General features: G+C 40.6%; 18 protein-coding genes. 13 read left to right on the forward strand and 5 right to left on the reverse strand.

What is annotated here, in order from left to right; genetic code table 11:
- The first annotated feature begins 181 nt into the window (after nucleotides 1-181).
- The 6 genes from AAC851_RS11280 to AAC851_RS11305 all read left to right on the forward strand — a co-directional run bounded on the left by AAC851_RS11280 (nucleotide 182) and on the right by AAC851_RS11305 (nucleotide 4,979).
- Nucleotides 182-478: a hypothetical protein gene (locus AAC851_RS11280; protein ID WP_005083706.1), complete on the forward strand. Its 297-nt coding sequence runs from the start codon at nucleotides 182-184 to the stop codon at nucleotides 476-478.
- Nucleotides 479-540: 62 nt separating this feature from the next.
- On the forward strand, nucleotides 541-1,473 hold the full coding sequence (locus tag AAC851_RS11285; protein ID WP_262570132.1) for an RluA family pseudouridine synthase: 933 nt from the start codon (nucleotides 541-543) through the stop codon (nucleotides 1,471-1,473).
- A 20-nt stretch (nucleotides 1,474-1,493) separates the two neighbouring features.
- Entirely contained in the window at nucleotides 1,494-2,168 is a 675-nt protein-coding gene (locus AAC851_RS11290) for an HAD-IA family hydrolase (RefSeq protein WP_026056289.1), read from the forward strand.
- Nucleotides 2,169-2,243: 75 nt separating this feature from the next.
- Entirely contained in the window at nucleotides 2,244-2,942 is a 699-nt protein-coding gene (locus AAC851_RS11295; protein WP_151211308.1) for a helix-turn-helix transcriptional regulator, read from the forward strand.
- Between the two features lie 52 nt (nucleotides 2,943-2,994).
- Nucleotides 2,995-3,606 (forward strand): glutathione S-transferase family protein, encoded by a 612-nt coding sequence (locus AAC851_RS11300; protein WP_340600874.1) that lies wholly within the window; start codon nucleotides 2,995-2,997, stop codon nucleotides 3,604-3,606.
- A gap of 320 nt (nucleotides 3,607-3,926) precedes the next feature.
- Complete coding sequence (locus tag AAC851_RS11305) at nucleotides 3,927-4,979, forward strand: MBL fold metallo-hydrolase (protein WP_125501117.1); 1,053 nt, start codon at nucleotides 3,927-3,929, stop codon at nucleotides 4,977-4,979.
- Nucleotides 4,980-5,115: 136 nt separating this feature from the next.
- On the opposite strand, the gene katG is transcribed toward AAC851_RS11305, so the two are convergent.
- A complete protein-coding gene (gene katG, locus AAC851_RS11310) occupies nucleotides 5,116-7,320 on the reverse strand; it encodes a catalase/peroxidase HPI (protein WP_340600875.1) in 2,205 nt (734 codons plus the stop codon).
- 583 nt (nucleotides 7,321-7,903) lie between these two features.
- Between katG and AAC851_RS11315 the strand changes: the two genes are divergently transcribed.
- Nucleotides 7,904-8,362, forward strand: a complete 459-nt coding sequence (locus tag AAC851_RS11315; protein ID WP_340600876.1) for a hypothetical protein — start codon at nucleotides 7,904-7,906, stop codon at nucleotides 8,360-8,362.
- Between the two features lie 55 nt (nucleotides 8,363-8,417).
- Here AAC851_RS11315 and ptsP read toward each other — a convergent pair whose 3' ends face one another.
- Both ptsP and AAC851_RS11325 read right to left on the reverse strand, forming a co-directional pair.
- Nucleotides 8,418-10,712, reverse strand: coding sequence for a phosphoenolpyruvate--protein phosphotransferase (gene ptsP / locus AAC851_RS11320; protein ID WP_004637783.1), 2,295 nt, complete (start codon nucleotides 10,710-10,712; stop codon nucleotides 8,418-8,420).
- A 91-nt stretch (nucleotides 10,713-10,803) separates the two neighbouring features.
- Nucleotides 10,804-11,280: an RNA pyrophosphohydrolase gene (locus AAC851_RS11325; RefSeq protein WP_004637784.1), complete on the reverse strand. Its 477-nt coding sequence runs from the start codon at nucleotides 11,278-11,280 to the stop codon at nucleotides 10,804-10,806.
- Between the two features lie 184 nt (nucleotides 11,281-11,464).
- On the opposite strand from AAC851_RS11325, the gene AAC851_RS11330 reads away from it, so the two are divergent.
- Entirely contained in the window at nucleotides 11,465-12,115 is a 651-nt protein-coding gene (locus AAC851_RS11330) for an HAD family hydrolase (RefSeq protein WP_125501114.1), read from the forward strand.
- On the opposite strand, the gene AAC851_RS11335 is transcribed toward AAC851_RS11330, so the two are convergent.
- Both AAC851_RS11335 and AAC851_RS11340 read right to left on the reverse strand, forming a co-directional pair.
- Entirely contained in the window at nucleotides 12,112-12,969 is an 858-nt protein-coding gene (locus AAC851_RS11335; RefSeq protein ID WP_075316255.1) for a LysR family transcriptional regulator, read from the reverse strand. The genes AAC851_RS11330 and AAC851_RS11335 overlap by 4 nt on opposite strands.
- Nucleotides 12,970-13,093: 124 nt before the next feature.
- A complete protein-coding gene (locus tag AAC851_RS11340; protein ID WP_340600877.1) occupies nucleotides 13,094-13,312 on the reverse strand; it encodes a DUF2061 domain-containing protein in 219 nt (72 codons plus the stop codon).
- A gap of 128 nt (nucleotides 13,313-13,440) precedes the next feature.
- Here AAC851_RS11340 and AAC851_RS11345 point away from each other — a divergent pair, with 128 nt between their 5' ends.
- From AAC851_RS11345 to leuB, 5 genes are all read left to right on the forward strand, one after another.
- Nucleotides 13,441-14,064, forward strand: coding sequence for a hypothetical protein (locus AAC851_RS11345; RefSeq protein WP_252150417.1), 624 nt, complete (start codon nucleotides 13,441-13,443; stop codon nucleotides 14,062-14,064).
- Nucleotides 14,065-14,185: 121 nt separating this feature from the next.
- The gene (gene leuC / locus AAC851_RS11350) at nucleotides 14,186-15,604 is read left to right on the forward strand and encodes a 3-isopropylmalate dehydratase large subunit (protein WP_125501113.1); all 1,419 of its coding nucleotides are present in this window, start codon (nucleotides 14,186-14,188) and stop codon (nucleotides 15,602-15,604) included.
- Nucleotides 15,605-15,616: 12 nt separating this feature from the next.
- Nucleotides 15,617-16,267 carry a 3-isopropylmalate dehydratase small subunit gene (leuD, locus tag AAC851_RS11355; RefSeq protein WP_340600878.1) on the forward strand — a complete coding sequence of 217 codons (651 nt, stop codon included), beginning with the start codon at nucleotides 15,617-15,619 and terminating at the stop codon, nucleotides 16,265-16,267.
- Nucleotides 16,268-16,383: 116 nt separating this feature from the next.
- The gene (locus tag AAC851_RS11360) at nucleotides 16,384-16,959 is read left to right on the forward strand and encodes a hypothetical protein (RefSeq protein ID WP_340600879.1); all 576 of its coding nucleotides are present in this window, start codon (nucleotides 16,384-16,386) and stop codon (nucleotides 16,957-16,959) included.
- Nucleotides 16,960-17,002: 43 nt separating this feature from the next.
- Nucleotides 17,003-18,082 carry a 3-isopropylmalate dehydrogenase gene (leuB, locus tag AAC851_RS11365; RefSeq protein WP_340600880.1) on the forward strand — a complete coding sequence of 360 codons (1,080 nt, stop codon included), beginning with the start codon at nucleotides 17,003-17,005 and terminating at the stop codon, nucleotides 18,080-18,082.
- Nucleotides 18,083-18,106: the final 24 nt, after the last annotated feature.

The following is an 18,106-nucleotide window of genomic DNA, read 5'->3' on the forward strand; positions in this document are numbered from 1 at the left end:
AGTTTCCTGTACGCTTCACTGGCGGGTGAGCGGTGCATTGGATGGTGACTTTCACTGTCATTAAGCATTGAAGTCGATCCATCTGGAAGTCTTGATACGGAATGATCATCGTATCTCTGCTTAGCAGTTCCAATGCATCAACGCTTTAGCCTGAATGCGACATCAGGGAGCAAATTGTCTGATGTGGATCAGTTTACGTTTAATAACCAACAAGAGTTGGCGACATATTTTTTCTGAACAAACTGTATGTGCAGATGCACAATTAAACGCAACAGTTTGTCATTTTGCCGATATAATAAGCCTTCGGCGTCGGCATAATTCTTTAGGACCTATTCGAGCTGTTGGTGAATATCTCATCGATTTAAAATTTTATCTAAATAAAATTTTTGATTTGATGCTCACTTACGGTGGTATCCGTGCGCTGAATATATCAAACCTTGCGGCATCTGCCTATGGGCTAAGTTTAGGTTTCTTGTGAAATAACTTAGCTAAATGATCATTTTTTAATCATATTTAGCAAATCTTGGATAAATCGAGCGTATGAATTCTACACAACAATGGCAAAGTGTCACTTGGTTTGACGTGGATGAGCATCAAGACGGGCAGCGAATAGACAACTTTTTATTTACCCGATTAAAAGGTGTCCCAAAAAGTCGAATCTATCGTTTGATTCGTGAAGGACAAGTACGTGTCAATAAAAAAAGAATAAAAGCAGAAACACGGTTGCAGATTGGTGACCAGATTCGTGTTGCACCGATTCGTTATGAGCAAAAAGATGAAACGGCTGCGCCTGTGAGTGATAGCGTTGCTCAAAGCTTATTGAGCCGTGTCGTCTATGAAGATGAAGGTTTATTGGTAGTTAATAAGCCTTCCGGCATTGCAGTACATGGCGGTAGTGGTGTCGCATATGGCTTGATTGAGGCTTTGCGTGCGGCGACAGGAAAAAAATATTTAGAACTGATTCATCGTATTGACCGAGATACTTCTGGCTTGGTGATGATCAGTAAAAAGCGTAGTACCTTAAAATTGCTACAAGACCTACTGCGTGAGCATAAAATTCAAAAAACCTATGCTGCGATTGTCAAAGGACAGGTCAGCTTGGATAAGCAGTTGATTGACGCGCCTTTATTGCGTTATGAACTGGCCAATGGTGAACGCCGTGTGCGTGTCACCAAAGAAGGTAAGCCAAGTAAAACAGAATGGAAGGTGGCTGAACGTTTTAAAACAGCAACTCTGGTGCATGCTTCGCCTTTGTCAGGTCGTACCCATCAAATTCGTGTACATGGTTTAAGTATTGGTCATCCACTGATTGGTGATGATAAATATGGTCACAATACATCATATTCAGGGCCTGAGGCGAGACGTTTGTGTTTACATGCCATGCGTTTAGAGATTCCAAATTATCCAACCATTGAAGCACCTATGCCTGAAGATATGCAGCAGTTAATTGATGAGTTGAGAAAGCAATCATGAATCAAATTGAGAACATCATCATGCGTCAAAATGTGGAATTGGTGATTTTTGATTGGGATGGAACCTTGTTTGATTCTGTTGGGCAAATTGTGGCAAGTTTGCAGCATGCTGCACAACAATTTGAACAGCCGCTGAGCAGTGACGCTGCGAAAAGTATTATTGGTTTGGGCTTGCCTGAGGTTATGCAAATCTTATTTCCACAGGTACCCCATTTACAGCAGGATATTTTGCAATGTTATGCGGATCATTATGTGGCGAACTCGAAGGGTGATGTCTGGTTTAATGGCGTTGCTGAACTACTCACTGATTTAAAGCAACAAGGTTTGAAACTTGCTGTTGCGACGGGCAAAAGCCGTAAAGGCTTGGATCGAGTGCTTGGACAAACCAATAGCCATGACATTTTTGATATTACCCGTGCGGCGAGCGAAACAAGATCGAAACCAGATCCATTGATGTTAAAAGAAATCATTTCAGAGATGGATGTGGCTGTGGATCGCGCCATTATGGTGGGAGATACCAGTTATGATCTTGAGATGGCACAAAATCTGAATATGCCAAGAATCGGCGTCAGTTATGGCGTGCATAGTGTTGAAACGTTACAACGTTATCAACCGCTTACGATTGCGGATAATGTGCAACAATTGCATGGTTATTTGCAAGGGATGATACAATCGACGGCACTCTCAGAGAGTTAAGTGGTTTAAGCATTACACCAAGGTGGGGGAGTATGCTCTCCCATCAGACAATAATAACAAAGCAATAGGGAAGCCATGAGTCGCTCAATTCGTTTGCTCAATCTTTTGCAATTATTAAGAGAATATCGATATCCAGTAACAGCAAAGGTACTGGCGGAACGTTTACGGATCAGTCAGCGTAGTGTTTATCGTGATATTGAGAGTTTGCGAGAGCAAGGGGTAAATATTGATGCTGCTGCGGGTCTAGGTTTTCAACTTAAAGAAAACTTCTTACTTCCACCGATGACATTAAATGAAACCGAAATTGAAGCTATTTTCTTGGCATTAAACTGGTTAAGTGAGATTCCTGATCAAGCCCTAAAATCAGCATCAACTTCTGTATTGGCAAAACTGAATGCGGTACTACCCGCGCATTGTCAGCATCTATTAGAACAAACCACGCTAAGATCAATTCAAACATGGTTGCCTGTAGATGAGCAGTTGGTCGAGCAGGTTCGAATCGCGATTCGTCAACAAGTCAAAATCATGGTTGATTATGTCGATGAGCAGCAACGAGTCAGTTCAAGAGTATTGTGGCCATTTGCATTAGGATATTTTAATGATCGTATCGTTTTAGCAGCATGGTGTGAACTGCGTAATGGATTTCGACATTTCAGAATAGATCGCATACAGCAATTGAGTTTAAGCCAAGAATTATATCCTCATTTTAAACAACAACTTTTTCAACAATGGTGGATACAAGAAGTTTGCCATTCGACTACTGACAAAAACTGACAATCACAAGTATTAAATTTAAATAAGACCAAATAAACAAGGAAATATCAAAATGGCTCTAAAACTATATACAAATTCTTTTTCACGTGGTGTTGTTGTCGATTGGTTGTTAATCGAACTGGGTATTGAATGTGAACGCATTGAAGTTGCTTTTGATACGGAAATGAAAACACCTGAATATTTAAAAATTAATCCTTTTGGGAAAGTACCTGTTCTGGTTGATGATGATGTGGTGATCTATGAGTTGGGGGCTATTTGCGCTTATTTGACCGATAAGTTTGTAGAGAAAGGCTTAGCGCCAGCGTTAAATGATCCACAACGTGGCGTTTATTATCGTTGGTTATTCTTCATTTCTGGACCATGGGAAGCTGCTGCAACCGACCGTATGCTTGGTGTAGGGGTGAATCCTGAACAAAAGTCTTCAGTTGGCTATGGCGACTATGATGATGCTTATAATGCCTTTGTGATTGGCGTGGGTGAAGCTGCACCTTATTTATGTGGTGAGCAGTTTACAACGGCGGATGTGTTGGTGGCAGCTATGTTATTTTGGCAACTGAAAATGGAAGAAATACAACCTCATCCAGCAATAGCGCGTTATCTGGATCATGTGAGTAAGCGCCCTAGTTATGAGAAATTTGCTGAATTTTTTAGTCATGCTGGTTAAGGATATAGAATTGTTAGAAACAGTCGCTTGATGCGGCTGTTTTTTTTATGTGGTAAGGACATTCGTGAAAATGCCCGTGTATATCATCTGGAATAAAATCAACCACCAAACCGTATGATAACGACGTGAAAATGGTATTGACTCGGTCAAAGAAAATCAGCATAACTAACAGCTTATGTTAGGATCAGAGCATCATTAAATTTTCTGAGATTGATACTTTTTGTATATGAGAAAAGCTTGGATTGACTTGATACTTAAAGCCTAAAGATCGAAATATTCCTATTATCCCATGCGATTGGATTTCACCATAGAAGACGTACATGAAAGATAAGCCGACATTAACCTATCAATTGCCGACACAATCTTGCTTGAGCCATACATGGATGAAGCCTCCATTTCCGCATGAGGCATCTGAGCATAGTGGTCTTGATCGTTTCTACAATCTAGAGCGTCCTTTGTCACCACTAGGTCGTAAAGGCTTGGTGAAATGGCTTGCCACACGGAAGTCCTTTACATGGCAGGTTGATCGTGCTCATGAGTTGAATCAGCGTAATCAAATTTTGGAGTTTCCCCAAAACCGTCCGCATGCAGATCTGAATGATTGGCAAATATGGTTTGTGGGGCATGCGACTGTTTTGATCCAAATAGGTCCGTATAACTTTTTAACAGATCCTGTTTGGAGTGAATATGCAAGTCCGCGGCAAGGACGTGGCCCTCAGCGTGCGTGTACAGCTGGAATTGCTTTAGAGCATCTGCCTTATATTCATGGTGTGCTATTGAGCCATAATCATTATGATCATCTTGATTTGGCGACTTTAGAATGGCTTCATCAGAAGTTTGAAATGCCGATCTATACGGGTTTAGGCAATGGTTATTATATGCCTGAACATTTGCATGTGATTGAAATGGATTGGTGGCAAGAAATTCCATTTCATGATGAATTGAAAATTGCGTATACACCTGCACAGCATGCCTCTGGGCGTGGATTGAGAGATCAGAATCGTGCATTGTGGGGCGGATTTTCGTTGCTCACAAAAACAGGACATTGTTTTTTTGCTGGTGATACAGGATATGCTGGGCACTTTAAACAGATTCATGAGCGTTATGGTGATGCGAGAGTGGCATTGTTACCTATAGGCGCTTATGAGCCTCGTCATTTGATGCGTTATGTTCATATGAATCCACAAGATGCATTCCATGCACATTTAGACTTACATGCCCATCGCTCTCTCGCAATACATTATCGAACTTTTCAGCTCACGGATGAAGATCGTGATGCGCCAGAACAAGAGCTGATGCATGAGATGAAAGCATCCTCAAAATTAGTGAGCCCATTTTATTGTATTCGTGAAGGGCATTTTATTCGAGCTTAGTGTGTTGAAGCATATTCATACACGAAAGTGAAATCATTGAACGACTTGCATTGTTCTTCTCATCATCAGGGTTCATTTTATTCACTACAAATGATGAAGACCCTTTACAGGGCCTTCAGCTTAAAACCTATTTTATTCATGATGCAAGATCAAAACGATCTGCATTCATCACTTTGACCCAAGTTTTCACAAAGTCTTTGACGAATTTCTCTTTGTTATCATCTTGAGCATATACTTCTGCATAAGCACGTAGAATTGAATTTGAACCAAAAACTAAATCCACACGGCTTGCTGTCCATTTAACTACACCGCTGTCACGTTCGACGATGTCATAACTATTGCGGCCTGTTGGCTTCCAGTTATATTTCATGTCAGTGAGATTCACAAAGAAATCGTTACTAAGTACGCCAACACGATCCGTCAAGACACCTTGCGGGTTGTTACCATAGTTCGCACCGAGTACACGTAGGCCACCAACCAATACTGTCATTTCCGGTGCAGTAAGTCCCATGAGTTGTGCTCGATCTAATAGCAACTCTTCTGGCATTGTTGCATAGTGTTGCTTCTGCCAGTTACGGAAACCATCATGTAACGGTTCTAATGGTTCAAATGAATAAACATCAGTTTGTTCTGCGGTTGCATCACCACGACCTGGGGCAAATGGTACAGTGATCTGTACACCTGCTTTATGTGCAGCTTGTTCTACGGCAGCCGTACCTCCAAGTACGATTAAATCAGCAATACTGACTTTTTTGCTTAAACTTGCTTGGATTGACTCCAATACACTTAACACACGTTGTAAACGCTCAGGTTCATTGCCAACCCAGTCTTTTTGAGGTGCTAAACGGATACGGGCGCCGTTGGCTCCACCGCGGAAATCTGAACCACGATAAGTACGTGCACTGTCCCAAGCAGTTGTAATTAAATCTGAGCTAGATAAACCACTTGCAAGTAACTTCGCTTTAAGCTCTGCAATTTCGCTATCTGTCAAAGTATAGTCAACAGTTGGAATTGGATCTTGCCAAATTAAATCTTCTTGAGGAACATCTGGACCTAGATAACGGCTCTTTGGCCCCATGTCACGATGGGTCAACTTAAACCATGCGCGCGAGAATACTTCCGCTAAATAAGCTGGATCACGATAAAAACGTTCTGAAATTTTACGATATTCAGGATCGATTTTGAGTGCCATGTCGGCATCGGTCATGATCGGATTACGACGGACATTTGGGTTGTGGGCATCGACAGGCTTGTCTTCTTCTTTAATGTTAATGGGTTCCCACTGATGAGCACCTGCTGGGCTCTTGCGCAACTCCCAATCATAAGTGAAAAGTAGATAGAAAAATTCGTTATCCCATCGAGTTGGGTGAGTGGTCCAAGCGCCTTCGATACCGCTGACCATCGTATTTGCACCATTACCCGTTCCTTCAGAGTTATGCCAACCTAAACCTTGGAATTCAACATCTGCACCTTCAACGTCAGCACCTAAATTCTCTGCTTTACCATTTCCGTGTGCTTTACCGACAGTATGACCACCTGCAGTTAATGCGACGGTTTCTTCATCATCCATTCCCATTCGATCAAATGTGGTACGCATATCTTGAGCTGTGCGTAAAGGATCAGGTACACCATCAACGCCTTCAGGGTTGACATAAATGAGGCCCATTTGAACTGCTGCAAGCGGATTTTCTAAAGATTCACGGTCTTGATCATTGTCATAACGGTTTTTGGTTGCATCTAACCATTTTTTTTCGCTACCCCAGTACACATCTTTTTCGGGTGCCCAAATGTCGACGCGACCACCAGCAAAACCAAATGTTTTCAGTCCTGCAACCTCATAAGCGACTGTACCTGCAAGCACAATTAAATCGCCCCATGAAATTTTATTGCCATATTTTCTTTTGATTGGCCAAAGCAGACGACGGCCTTTATCGGTATTGACGTTATCAGGCCAGCTATTTAGAGGTGCAAAACGTTGGTTACCAGTATTTGCGCCACCACGCCCGTCTTGTTTACGGTAGCTACCGGCAAGGTGCCATGCTGTACGCACCATCATACCAACATAACTGCCCCAATCGGCAGGCCACCAGTCTTGGCTCGTATTGATGAGTTCTCGTAAATCTTGCTTGACGGCTTCTAAATCAAGTTCTGAAAAAGCTTTTGCGTAATCAAAATCAGGATCCATTGGATCAGTTTTTTTATCATGTTGATGTAAAATATCGAGATTTAAGGCATTTGGCCACCAAGCCATGGGGCCGCCTTGCATTTCTGTATTGCCGCCGTGGAGAACAGGGCATTGTCCTGATGATGTATTGGTTTGTAATTTATCGTCGTGGTTCATATTTTCTCTCCATGAAGATGGCTCGTGGGTTATAGACCATCTCAACTGATTGACCGTTCTAAGATATGAATGTTTCACCGTTTCATGTACAAATTGGGTATCGAAATTTCAGATGCCTAAGTTGGTTTGTAATGAATGAGTTCACATCCTTTGTATTTTTACTCTAGGTTGATGAAAGCTTTTTTTCCAATGGATTAAAGTTGATGTCATAAATGCTTTATTCGATTGAAATTGTTTAAAGCTTAAACAGGAATAGGAGATTTGTGGATGTGAAAATTGTTAAAAATGATAAAAAATGTTGAAAAATAAAAAGCTTAATTCATTTTTAATTTTTTATATAAAAAGTCGTTGTGATGATTAATGACCTAACTAAAAATAGATGAAATCGGTAAAAAAGCATGAAATAGACCTGTTGCAGTTATGTAAAAATAGTGAATTTATGCATATTTTTCTACACTTATTTTAATAAAGAGGCTCATTTAAGTTTCTCAATGAAATGCTAGGTAGGAGATGTGTAAGTCACAGGAATTTGCAGATTTACTATGATATTTTTGATTTTATCTTTTGGGGAGATTAAAAAATAATGAAAGCATTCGCAATAGGAGTTGGCCTATCATTAACAGCACTTGCAGGTTGTACATCTATGCCTGAAACAGATGGAGGCAAAGCTAACTCATTACAATCACTCAGTGTTGAGTTTGTGGGGCAAGGAACTTATGGCGTCTCGCCACAGCAAGGTACGGCAAGTTTGTATGCAGTAGATAGTCGTATGGCTGATGTGCCAGCAACGTTGATTCAGCAAAAGAAAATTCAAGTTTCTCAGATTCCTTTTACTGTGGATTTTACAATTCCAGCAGATCATAAAAAGCTGATTCAACCAGCGGTTCGAGCGGATGCTGAAATTACGTATTATGTGATATGGGAATCTGATCGTAAAAATCTTGCAGCTAAAGATATGATTGTGATTGACTATGATCGTCAATTTCCTCGTGTGAGCTTAAATCAAGGTAAGCAGCAAGTTTATCTTCGTGCTGCAAAATAATTAGATTGATAAAGGGGACTCTGTCTGAACAGCATCCCCTTTGATGATGTTGCGTTTAGGCGCCGACTAAACGATTCGATTTGACCATATCAGCTAAACCATGTGTTCTGAAATAGTGTTCTAACCAACTTTTAATGACTAAAGGGTTATTCATTTGCAGAACGTCATCCAGTAGACGCTTCGCGTCACTCATTGGGACATGGCAAATCGCTTTACGTACTCTTAAAATATTACTTGAACTCATTGACAGTGTGTCAAAGCCCATTGCAATTAATAAAATAGCGGTTAATGGGTCACCTGCCATTTCTCCACAGACACTCACTGGTTTTTGGTGTGCCTGACAGTCGAGTGCTAAACGCTTTAAGGCTCTGAGGACTGATGGGTGATAATGTGAATAAACGTTGGCAACATGAGGATTGTTACGATCAACAGCGAGTAAATATTGAGTTAAATCGTTTGAACCCACAGAGAAAAAATCGACTAATTCTGCAAACTCATCAATTTGAAAGAGTACACTTGGGACTTCAACCATAATCCCAATTTTAGGTTTATTGATTTTGACTTGTTCTTCTTCTTGAACTGCAATCCAGTCACGTTCCAATAAATACAGAACTTCCTCGACCTCACTGACACTGGTCACCATCGGCAAGAGGATGTGTAGATTGTTTAGACCAATACTTGCCTTTAGCATTGCCCGAATTTGAGCTGAGAAAATTTCTGGGTGGTCGAGTGTAAAACGCAGACCACGCCAACCTAAAGCGGAGTTTTCTTCTTCAATGCTAAAGTATGGTAGATCCTTATCTGCACCAATGTCGAGAGTTCGCATGGTGACAGGTTTATTGGCAAAATGGCTGAGCTGTTGACGATATATTGCTCGTTGTTCTTCTTCACCAGGAAAGCGATCACGGAGCATGAACGGGATTTCACTACGGTATAAACCAACGCCTTTTGCACCACGTTGCACGCCACGAACTACATCAATCATTAAACCCGTATTTACAAATAGCGGAATCGCAACGCCATCTGGGGTAATCGCATCTTTGGTTTCGTATTGCTTTAAATCTTTGGCAATTTGCTCTTCTTCTTTTTGTACTTCTTTATAGCGTTGGCGCAAACGACGGGGTGGATTGACAAAGATACGCCCTTGATAGGCATCCACAATCATTTCAATATCATCGAGCGTGGTAATGGGTAACTCAGTCACACCCACTACTGTAGGAATGCCTAATGCACGCGCTACGATGACCATATGTGAATTGGCTGCGCCTTCAGATGTGACAATCGCTGCGATATTATCGACAGGTAGTTCAACTAATGCAGCAGTACTGATTTCTTCACCGATCAGGATACTATCTGGGCTCAACTCTCGATGACTAGTATCATTTTCTTGTAAACAAGCGAGGATTCGACGGCCTAGATCTTTTAGATCAGATACGCGTTCACGCAAATAATCATCTTCCATTTGTGCAAATAGAGCAGAGTGCTTGTCGATGACTTTTCGTACGGCACCTTGTGCCCAGCTACCATCACGAATATGATCTTTGATCTCACTTGGAAGTGCATTTTCATCTAGCATTCGTAAGAACACACTAAACAGTGCACGTTCTTCCGACATCAATGAATCTTGCATCTTTTCATCAAGTGATTGGATTTCTGCGCGAACAGCAACGATTGCTTGATCCAAGAGTTCCAGCTCTTCACTGATATCATCAGCCTCACGATCTGGAATCGCAGTGAGATCTGCGGGTGGATACAATACGATAGCACGTCCTAAGGCAATTCCCCCAGCACCTGATACGCCTTGAAAGGTTTTGTAGCTAGGTCCATTACTTGGTTTACGGAATACATCAATATTTCCCACCGCATGCGCATGGGCAATAACACCTGAGAGCTGTGCACAAAGCGTAACGAGAAAAGATTCAGCCGCTTCACTAAAGTCTTGGGGCTCTTTCTTTTGTACAACGAGAACGCCCATTACCTTACGACGGTACATGACGGGAACGCCGAGGAAGGAGTTAAATAACTCTTCACCTGTTTCGGGTAAATAAGCAAAACGATCATGTTTCGGTGCATTGTCTAGGTTGACGATTTCTTCGCGTTGACCGACTAAGCCAACAAGTCCTTCACCTACATTTAATGCAACTTGACCAACAGATTCTGGATTTAGACCTTTAGAGGCCATGAGCACATAACGTTTATTACGCTCATCCAGTAAATAAATCGAGCACACATCCACATCCATTGCTTCTGCAACATGGTTGACCATAATGTCCAAAGAATCATGCAAACTGACGGACGCATTAATTTCTTGGACAATGCGTCTAAGGGTGTCGAGTTGCATGTTTGACATGGATGTTTACTCCAATTTATAAATCGTTATTGCCTAGTTATAACAGCTCTCTTGTCAAAAATCATTGCTTAAAGTGATGATTTATTAACGTTTAACGCTGAGGTAATTGTAAACACAACTCCATCATGGCCTTACGGTAAACATCACGTTTGAAGTTGACCACTTGACCCAAAGGATACCAATAACTCACCCATTGCCATTCGTCGAATTCGGGTGGGTCAGAGAGGTTTAACTGAATATGATGTGGCGATGCCGTCAGCTTCAGTAAAAACCACTTTTGCTTTTGTCCAATACATACCGGATCTGAATCTGACCGAATGTACCGATGTGGCAAACGATAACGCAGCCAACCTTTTGTTTGCGCTATAATTTGGACGTGTTCGGGCAATAAACCGACTTCTTCTCTCAGTTCACGATAAAGTGCCTGTTCAGGGGTTTCTCCAAACTGGATTCCTCCTTGTGGAAATTGCCAAGCATTGTGACCAATGCGTTTTGCCCATAAGACGTGTCCGTCATCGTTTGCCAAAATGATCCCGACGTTGGGTCGGAAACCTTCTGAGTCGATCATTTGGCTACCTAAATTTTGTCTATATCGTTGACTTTGATCTCGGGGACAGTCACGCTTGCACGTCCAACTCGTAAAAGATCAAAGTAAAATGTTTAAAATTGCTATGATCTTAACGAATTTTTAGTGACTTACGGAAATAGATTTACGTTTTTTTTCTTTAATTTGCATTTAAATGAGCATTTATATGAAATTGGCTTTGTTTGATTTAGATCACACCCTGTTAAATACCGATTCTGACCATTCGTGGGGTGAATTTTTGGTCAATGAAGGTTTAGTTGATCCAGTTCATCATCGTCAAATGAACGATAAATTTTATGAAGATTACAAAGCAGGGCAACTGGATCCGATTGCTTATAACGAGTTTGTTTTTGAGTTTTTAACCAAGCATGACAATAACTACTTAACTGATCTTCATCAGTTGTTTATGCAAAAAGTTATTCGCCCTAAAATGCGCCCCAAAGGTTTTGATGCCATTAAAAAACATCAAGATCTGGGACATGCCATTGTGGGAATTACCGCGACCAGTGATTTTATTACAGCACCAATTTTCCGTGAATTTGGCATTACTGAAATTATTGCGACCAATGCAGAAATATCCGATGGCAAATACACCGGCAAGGTGACAGGGATTCCATGCTATCAAAAAGGCAAGCTTGCACGTTTAGATCAATGGTTAGCAGGGCGCACGGTGAGTGAGTCTTGGGCCTATTCCGATTCAATCAACGATCGGTTCTTACTTGAATATGCGACCCATGCCATTGCTGTAAATCCAGATGATCGTTTGGAAAAACTTGCACAAGAACAACAATGGGATATTCAGGACTGGTCAATTTAAGTCATCATTTGGATCAGTTCCTCAGCCGCTTTCGATTGGATTCGTGCTGGATGCCAAACCATTCCTAACTGGCGATTCATGTTTAGATTCAAATCTAAGCGGGTGAGTTCATGATTGAGTAAGGTTTTTGGCAAGACTGACCAGCCTAAACCGATCGAAACGAGCATTCTGATGGACTCTAAAGGATTATTACTCATGGTAATTCTGGGTTTTAATCCTTTTTTCTCAAACTCAGCCAAAGTGATTTGGCTGGTATAGGTATGTGCCGCAGGTAATAGGCTCGGATAGGCAATCAAATCCTCAAGTTGAAGATCATGTTGTTGGGCCAGTGGATGAAATGGTGCGGAGACGAAAACCAAAGGATCTTCCCAGATCGTGACATAATTAAGACGATCATCGCCGACAGGCGGCAAGGTCAGAAATGCCAGCTCCAATTCTCCAGCCAGTACTTGTTCATGAGCCTGTTCAGAATCAACAAAATGAACATCTAAAGTGACTTTGGGATAATGTTGCACAAACTTTTTTAATGGTTCGGCAAGATGATGCAGGCCAATATGATGGCTGGTACCGATTTTGAGGCGACCCTGAACTTGGGCTTGCTCATGGCTCAATGTATGATGAATCTCACCGAGTTCATTTAACCATGTTTTGACTTTGGGTAATAATGAGTGAGCAGCATGAGTAGGCTGAATTCCTCGTCCAGCCGATTCAAATAGTTTGACGCCAAAATAATCTTCTAAACTATGAATTCGTTTAGTGACCGCTGGTTGAGTAATGAAAAGCTGTTCAGCAGCAGTTGAAATTGAACTTGTTTCCATAACTTTAACAAACGCTTCAAAGGCGGCAAGATTCATAATTTAGGCTCGAAAATCATTAAAATTTAGATGTTTATTTTTGATGGCTAAGCATATACAGCAAACTATTTTAGGCAAAAGCGGTGAACGAAGATAGTTTAAGCTGTATATGTATAATTAAAAGTTAGGCTTTTTGTTCTGTTTTATTCCAAATTTTTTCATGGAAGAAGTAGGCAAATGCTTGTACGGTTGGTTCAAGTAAACTCAAAGTTACCGCCATGATGAGATTTCCAGTAACTACATAAGCGACCAACATGGCCACTGTGATATGCATGAAGTAGTAGCTCAAGGTTTTTTTTAAAGTTCGCTGATTTTTAATCACAAACTGTTGGACATTAGCCATGCTGTCACCGTCTTATCAAATTAGATTTATATAAATAATAATCATTATCATTAAAAATGTAAAAAAGAATTTTTGATTAATGATGATTGGATTTTTAGATGGTTTAACCAAATTTAAAGGAATGAACTGTGAGAAATGAATTGGTTAGAAATTTACAAGTGCTAAGTGACGAATGTATTACTTATGAAATACCTAAAAAATACATGTATTCTAGTAAAAGTAGAATCCTCATAAAAATAATTTGTCTTAGTGTATTGAGTGTTCTCTATCTAGACCTATATAAATTCATGTATTTTTTCTTTTATTCAAAAATGAGTATAGATATTAGTATTTTCTCTTATTTAGGTATAGGCGTGTTCATAGCTGTACTTACATTGATCATGCTTCAAAGTAATGGCAAGCACAATTTAAAAGTTAAATTAATATTTAGCCGTCGTTCAAAAAGATTGACGATTTATTTAAATGATAAGAAAAAAACAGTTTTTTATCCTAACTATGTAGAAGTAAAGTATGACCACATTCCTGCTATGACAATGACTCAATTACCTACTCTTGTATTCTATCTTAACTTATATAGCTTTAACCGATTAAATAAGTATTCATTAATAGCAATTAATTGTACGGATATGATGATCGCTAAAAATTTATTTGATCAATTTATTCTTGAGTCTCAGCCTTTGATTAAATGGCTTAATCTACCTTTGCATAAGAATGCTAATTGTGAGCTAATGAAATATTATTTTAAAGATTAATCATTCTAAAAAGTTTGTTAATTTATAAAAACGATAAATTAGATTTATGTGAAAGCATTGCTATAATCATTTTAAGATTTAGATACCCAGTCCTATGACAAGCACGATGGAGAGCGATGACATGGCAGGCAAGACATTGTATGACAAATTATGGGATGACCATTTAGTCACTGAGCGTGATGATGGATCGTGTTTAATTTACATTGATCGTCATTTATTACATGAAGTGACTAGTCCACAAGCATTTGAGGGTTTACAGCTTGCAGGACGTCAACCATGGCGTTTAAGTGCCAATGTCGCAACACCTGACCACAATGTACCGACCTCTAAAAAAGAGCGTGAACAAGGCATTGCAGGGATTGAAGATGATACGTCTCGTATCCAAGTTCAAACCTTAGATGATAACTGTAAGACCTTTAATATCGTTGAATTTGGTATTAATGATATCCGTCAAGGTATCGCACATGTTGTTGGTCCAGAACAAGGTTTAACATTACCTGGGATGACGGTGGTATGTGGTGATTCGCATACGGCAACGCATGGTGCTTTCGGTTGTTTAGCACATGGTATTGGGACATCTGAAGTTGAGCATGTTTTAGCGACTCAATGCTTGGTACAGAAAAAATCGAAGAATATGCTTGTTCGCGTTGACGGTGTATTAGGTAAAGGTGTAACTCCAAAAGACGTGGTTTTAGCGATTATTGGTAAAATCGGTACAGCGGGTGGTACAGGCTATGCCATCGAATTTGGCGGTCAAGTATTCCGTGATATGTCGATTGAAGGTCGTATGACGGTTTGTAATATGGCGATAGAGGCTGGCGCACGCGTGGGTATGGTGGCTGTCGATGATAAAACTATTGCTTATGTGAAAGATCGTAATTATGCACCTAAAGGTGAACAGTGGGATCAAGCAGTAGAATATTGGAATACGTTACATTCGGATGATGATGCTGAGTTTGATGCAGTCGTGGTGTTAAATGGTGCTGAGATTGAACCACAAGTATCATGGGGAACTTCTCCAGAAATGGTGATTCCTGTTTCACAGGCTGTTCCGACATTAGAACAAGCCAAAGATGATGTACAACGCAATGACTGGACACGCGCATACCAATATATGGGATTGAATGCAGGTCAGGCATTGGCAGACATCCAGTTGGATCGCGTATTTATTGGTTCATGTACCAACTCTCGTATTGAAGATATTCGTGCAGCGGCTGAAGTCGTGAAAGGTCGTAAAGTTGCTTCTAGCATTAAACAAGCCATGATTGTTCCGGGTTCTGGTTTAGTCAAGCAACAAGCTGAACAAGAAGGTTTAGATCAGATTTTCTTGGAAGCAGGTTTTGAATGGCGTGAACCAGGTTGCTCAATGTGCTTAGCGATGAATGCTGATAAATTGCAACCAGGTGAGCATTGTGCATCGACTTCAAATCGTAATTTTGAAGGTCGTCAAGGTAATGGTGGACGTACTCATTTGGTTAGTCCAGCAATGGCAGCAGCGGCAGCAATTGCAGGTCATTTTGTTGATGTTCGTTCATTCTAAAGGAGCTAAACCATGGAAAAATACACTGTAGAACAAGGTATTGTTGCACCTTTAGATCGTGCCAATGTCGATACAGACTTAATTATCCCAAAACAGTTTTTGAAATCAATTAAGCGTACTGGCTTTGGTGACAACTTATTTGACGAGTTACGTTATTTGGATGAAGGATATTTGGGACAAGACATTAGTCAGCGCCCCAAAAATCCAGATTTCGTATTGAATCAACAGCGTTATCAGGGCTCTACTATTTTATTGGCACGTACCAATTTTGGTTGTGGTTCAAGTCGTGAACATGCGCCTTGGGCGTTGAATGAATATGGCTTCCGTACGGTGATTGCGCCTAGCTTTGCTGATATTTTCTTTAATAACTGCTTTAAAAATGGCATGTTACCTGTGATCTTGTCTGAAGCAATTGTAGATCAGTTATTTAAAGAGTGTGCTGAGACTGAAGGGTATCAACTCACCATTGATTTAGAGGCGCAGGAAGTACGTACACCGAATGGTGATGCATTTAAATTTGAAATTGATCCATTCCGTAAGCACTGTTTATTGAATGGTTTGGATGATATTGGCTTAACTTTACAAGTTGCAGATGACATTCGTGCCTATGAACAAAAAGTCAAACAAGCGCGTCCTTGGGTGTTTGAAGAAATCAAAGCCTAATTGTTTGAATGCAATTTGAACATAGTCATAGCATAGCGATACAACTCTTGCTAACATGCAAACAAAGATTATTTTTGCTTGCATGTTTGATATGACATGAGGACTGGGCCTGAACAATGAGAAGGATATTGGCACGCAATATTTTGTTGTGTTTATCTGTTGGAACAATTTTAGCTGGATGTCAAAACAGACCGAATATGGTTGACCAAGTTCGTATTGCTCAAAATACTTTAGAGCAAAAAGCGAATAATGCAACTTTACATTGTTCAGGCGTAGAGAATTGTGAGTTTGCGCGGATTGGTGATATTGAAGTCATTAATGCAACTTCGCATCGAATCAGTCGGCAGGCGATGGAGCGCGGTATCGTTAGATTGCAAGGTTCGGTGTTTAGCCGAAAACAGCAAGTCTATCTCAGTGTTCCTGCCAAACAATATGAAATCGTGATTCGTTTCTACCCGATCTCTCTTGATCGTGCAGAAACTTTCCATGTCATACATGAGTTTAAGCCGTCTGTACGTTATACATTTAAAATGTATCGAGATCGAACACCGCGTTCAGGTAGTTTGTTGAATGTGTCTGTACCTGAGCCCTTATGTGTTGATTTACAGCAAGAGCAACAAACAATTCGCCGTTTTTGCAGATCTTATGATGTCAGCAAAGGCTTAGGTGAATTTATTGAAAAAAAGATTTAATTCGCTTGCAGTGAGAACTGCGCATATCAAACTGGAAAAATAGATGTCTAAACATATTTTAATTTTAGCGGGTGATGGCATTGGTCCTGAGATTGTTGGCGCTGCTGAAAAAGTACTAACTAAGGTCAATGATAAATTTAATTTAGGTTTGACATGGGAGCATGGTTTACTCGGTGGATCAGCGATTGATAAACACGGTGAACCTTATCCAGCCATCACGAGCGAACAAGCTAAAAAAGCTGATGCAATTTTATTGGGTGCAGTGGGTGGACCGAAGTGGGATACCATTGAACGTTCTATCCGTCCTGAGCGTGGACTATTAAAAATTCGTAGTGAACTCAATCTATTTGCAAATCTACGTCCAGCAATTTTATATCCACAATTGGCTGATGCTTCGAGCTTAAAACCAGAAATTGTTTCGGGTTTAGATATTTTGATTGTTCGTGAATTAACGGGTGGGATCTATTTCGGTCAACCACGTGGTATTCGTGAACTCGAAAATGGTGAGAAACAAGGCTATAACACGGACGTTTATTCAGAAAGTGAAATCAAGCGTATCGCAAAAGTAGCATTTGAACTTGCAGGATTGCGTGGCGGAAAAGTTTGCTCAGTGGATAAGGCCAATGTGCTCGAAGTGACTGAGTTGTGGAAGCAAACTGTTACTGATTTACAGCAAGCACAATATTCAAATATTCAGTTATCACACATGTATGTTGACAATGCTGCGATGCAATTGGTACGCGCGCCTAAACAGTTTGATGTGATTGTGACTGGTAATCTATTCGGTGATATTTTATCGGATGAAGCGGCGATGTTAACGGGTTCAATTGGTATGTTACCTTCTGCATCGTTGGATGAGAATGGCAAGGGAATGTATGAGCCTTGTCATGGTTCTGCGCCAGATATCGCAGGTCAAAATGTCGCAAACCCGCTTGCAACCATTCTCTCTGTAGCGATGATGTTGCGTTATACCTTCCGTGAAGAGGCTGCTGCCAAAGCAATTGAAGATGCTGTTGGTCAAGTATTGGATCAAGGTTTCCGTACAGCTGACATTATGTCAGAAGGTATGAGCAAAGTAGGTACCGATGCGATGGGTGAGGCGGTAGTTTCTGCACTCAACTAAATGCTTATAAATAAAAAAACGCAG

Source organism: Acinetobacter sp. HZNU-JH01, assembly GCF_037996845.1.
GTDB lineage: Bacteria > Pseudomonadota > Gammaproteobacteria > Pseudomonadales > Moraxellaceae > Acinetobacter > Acinetobacter haemolyticus.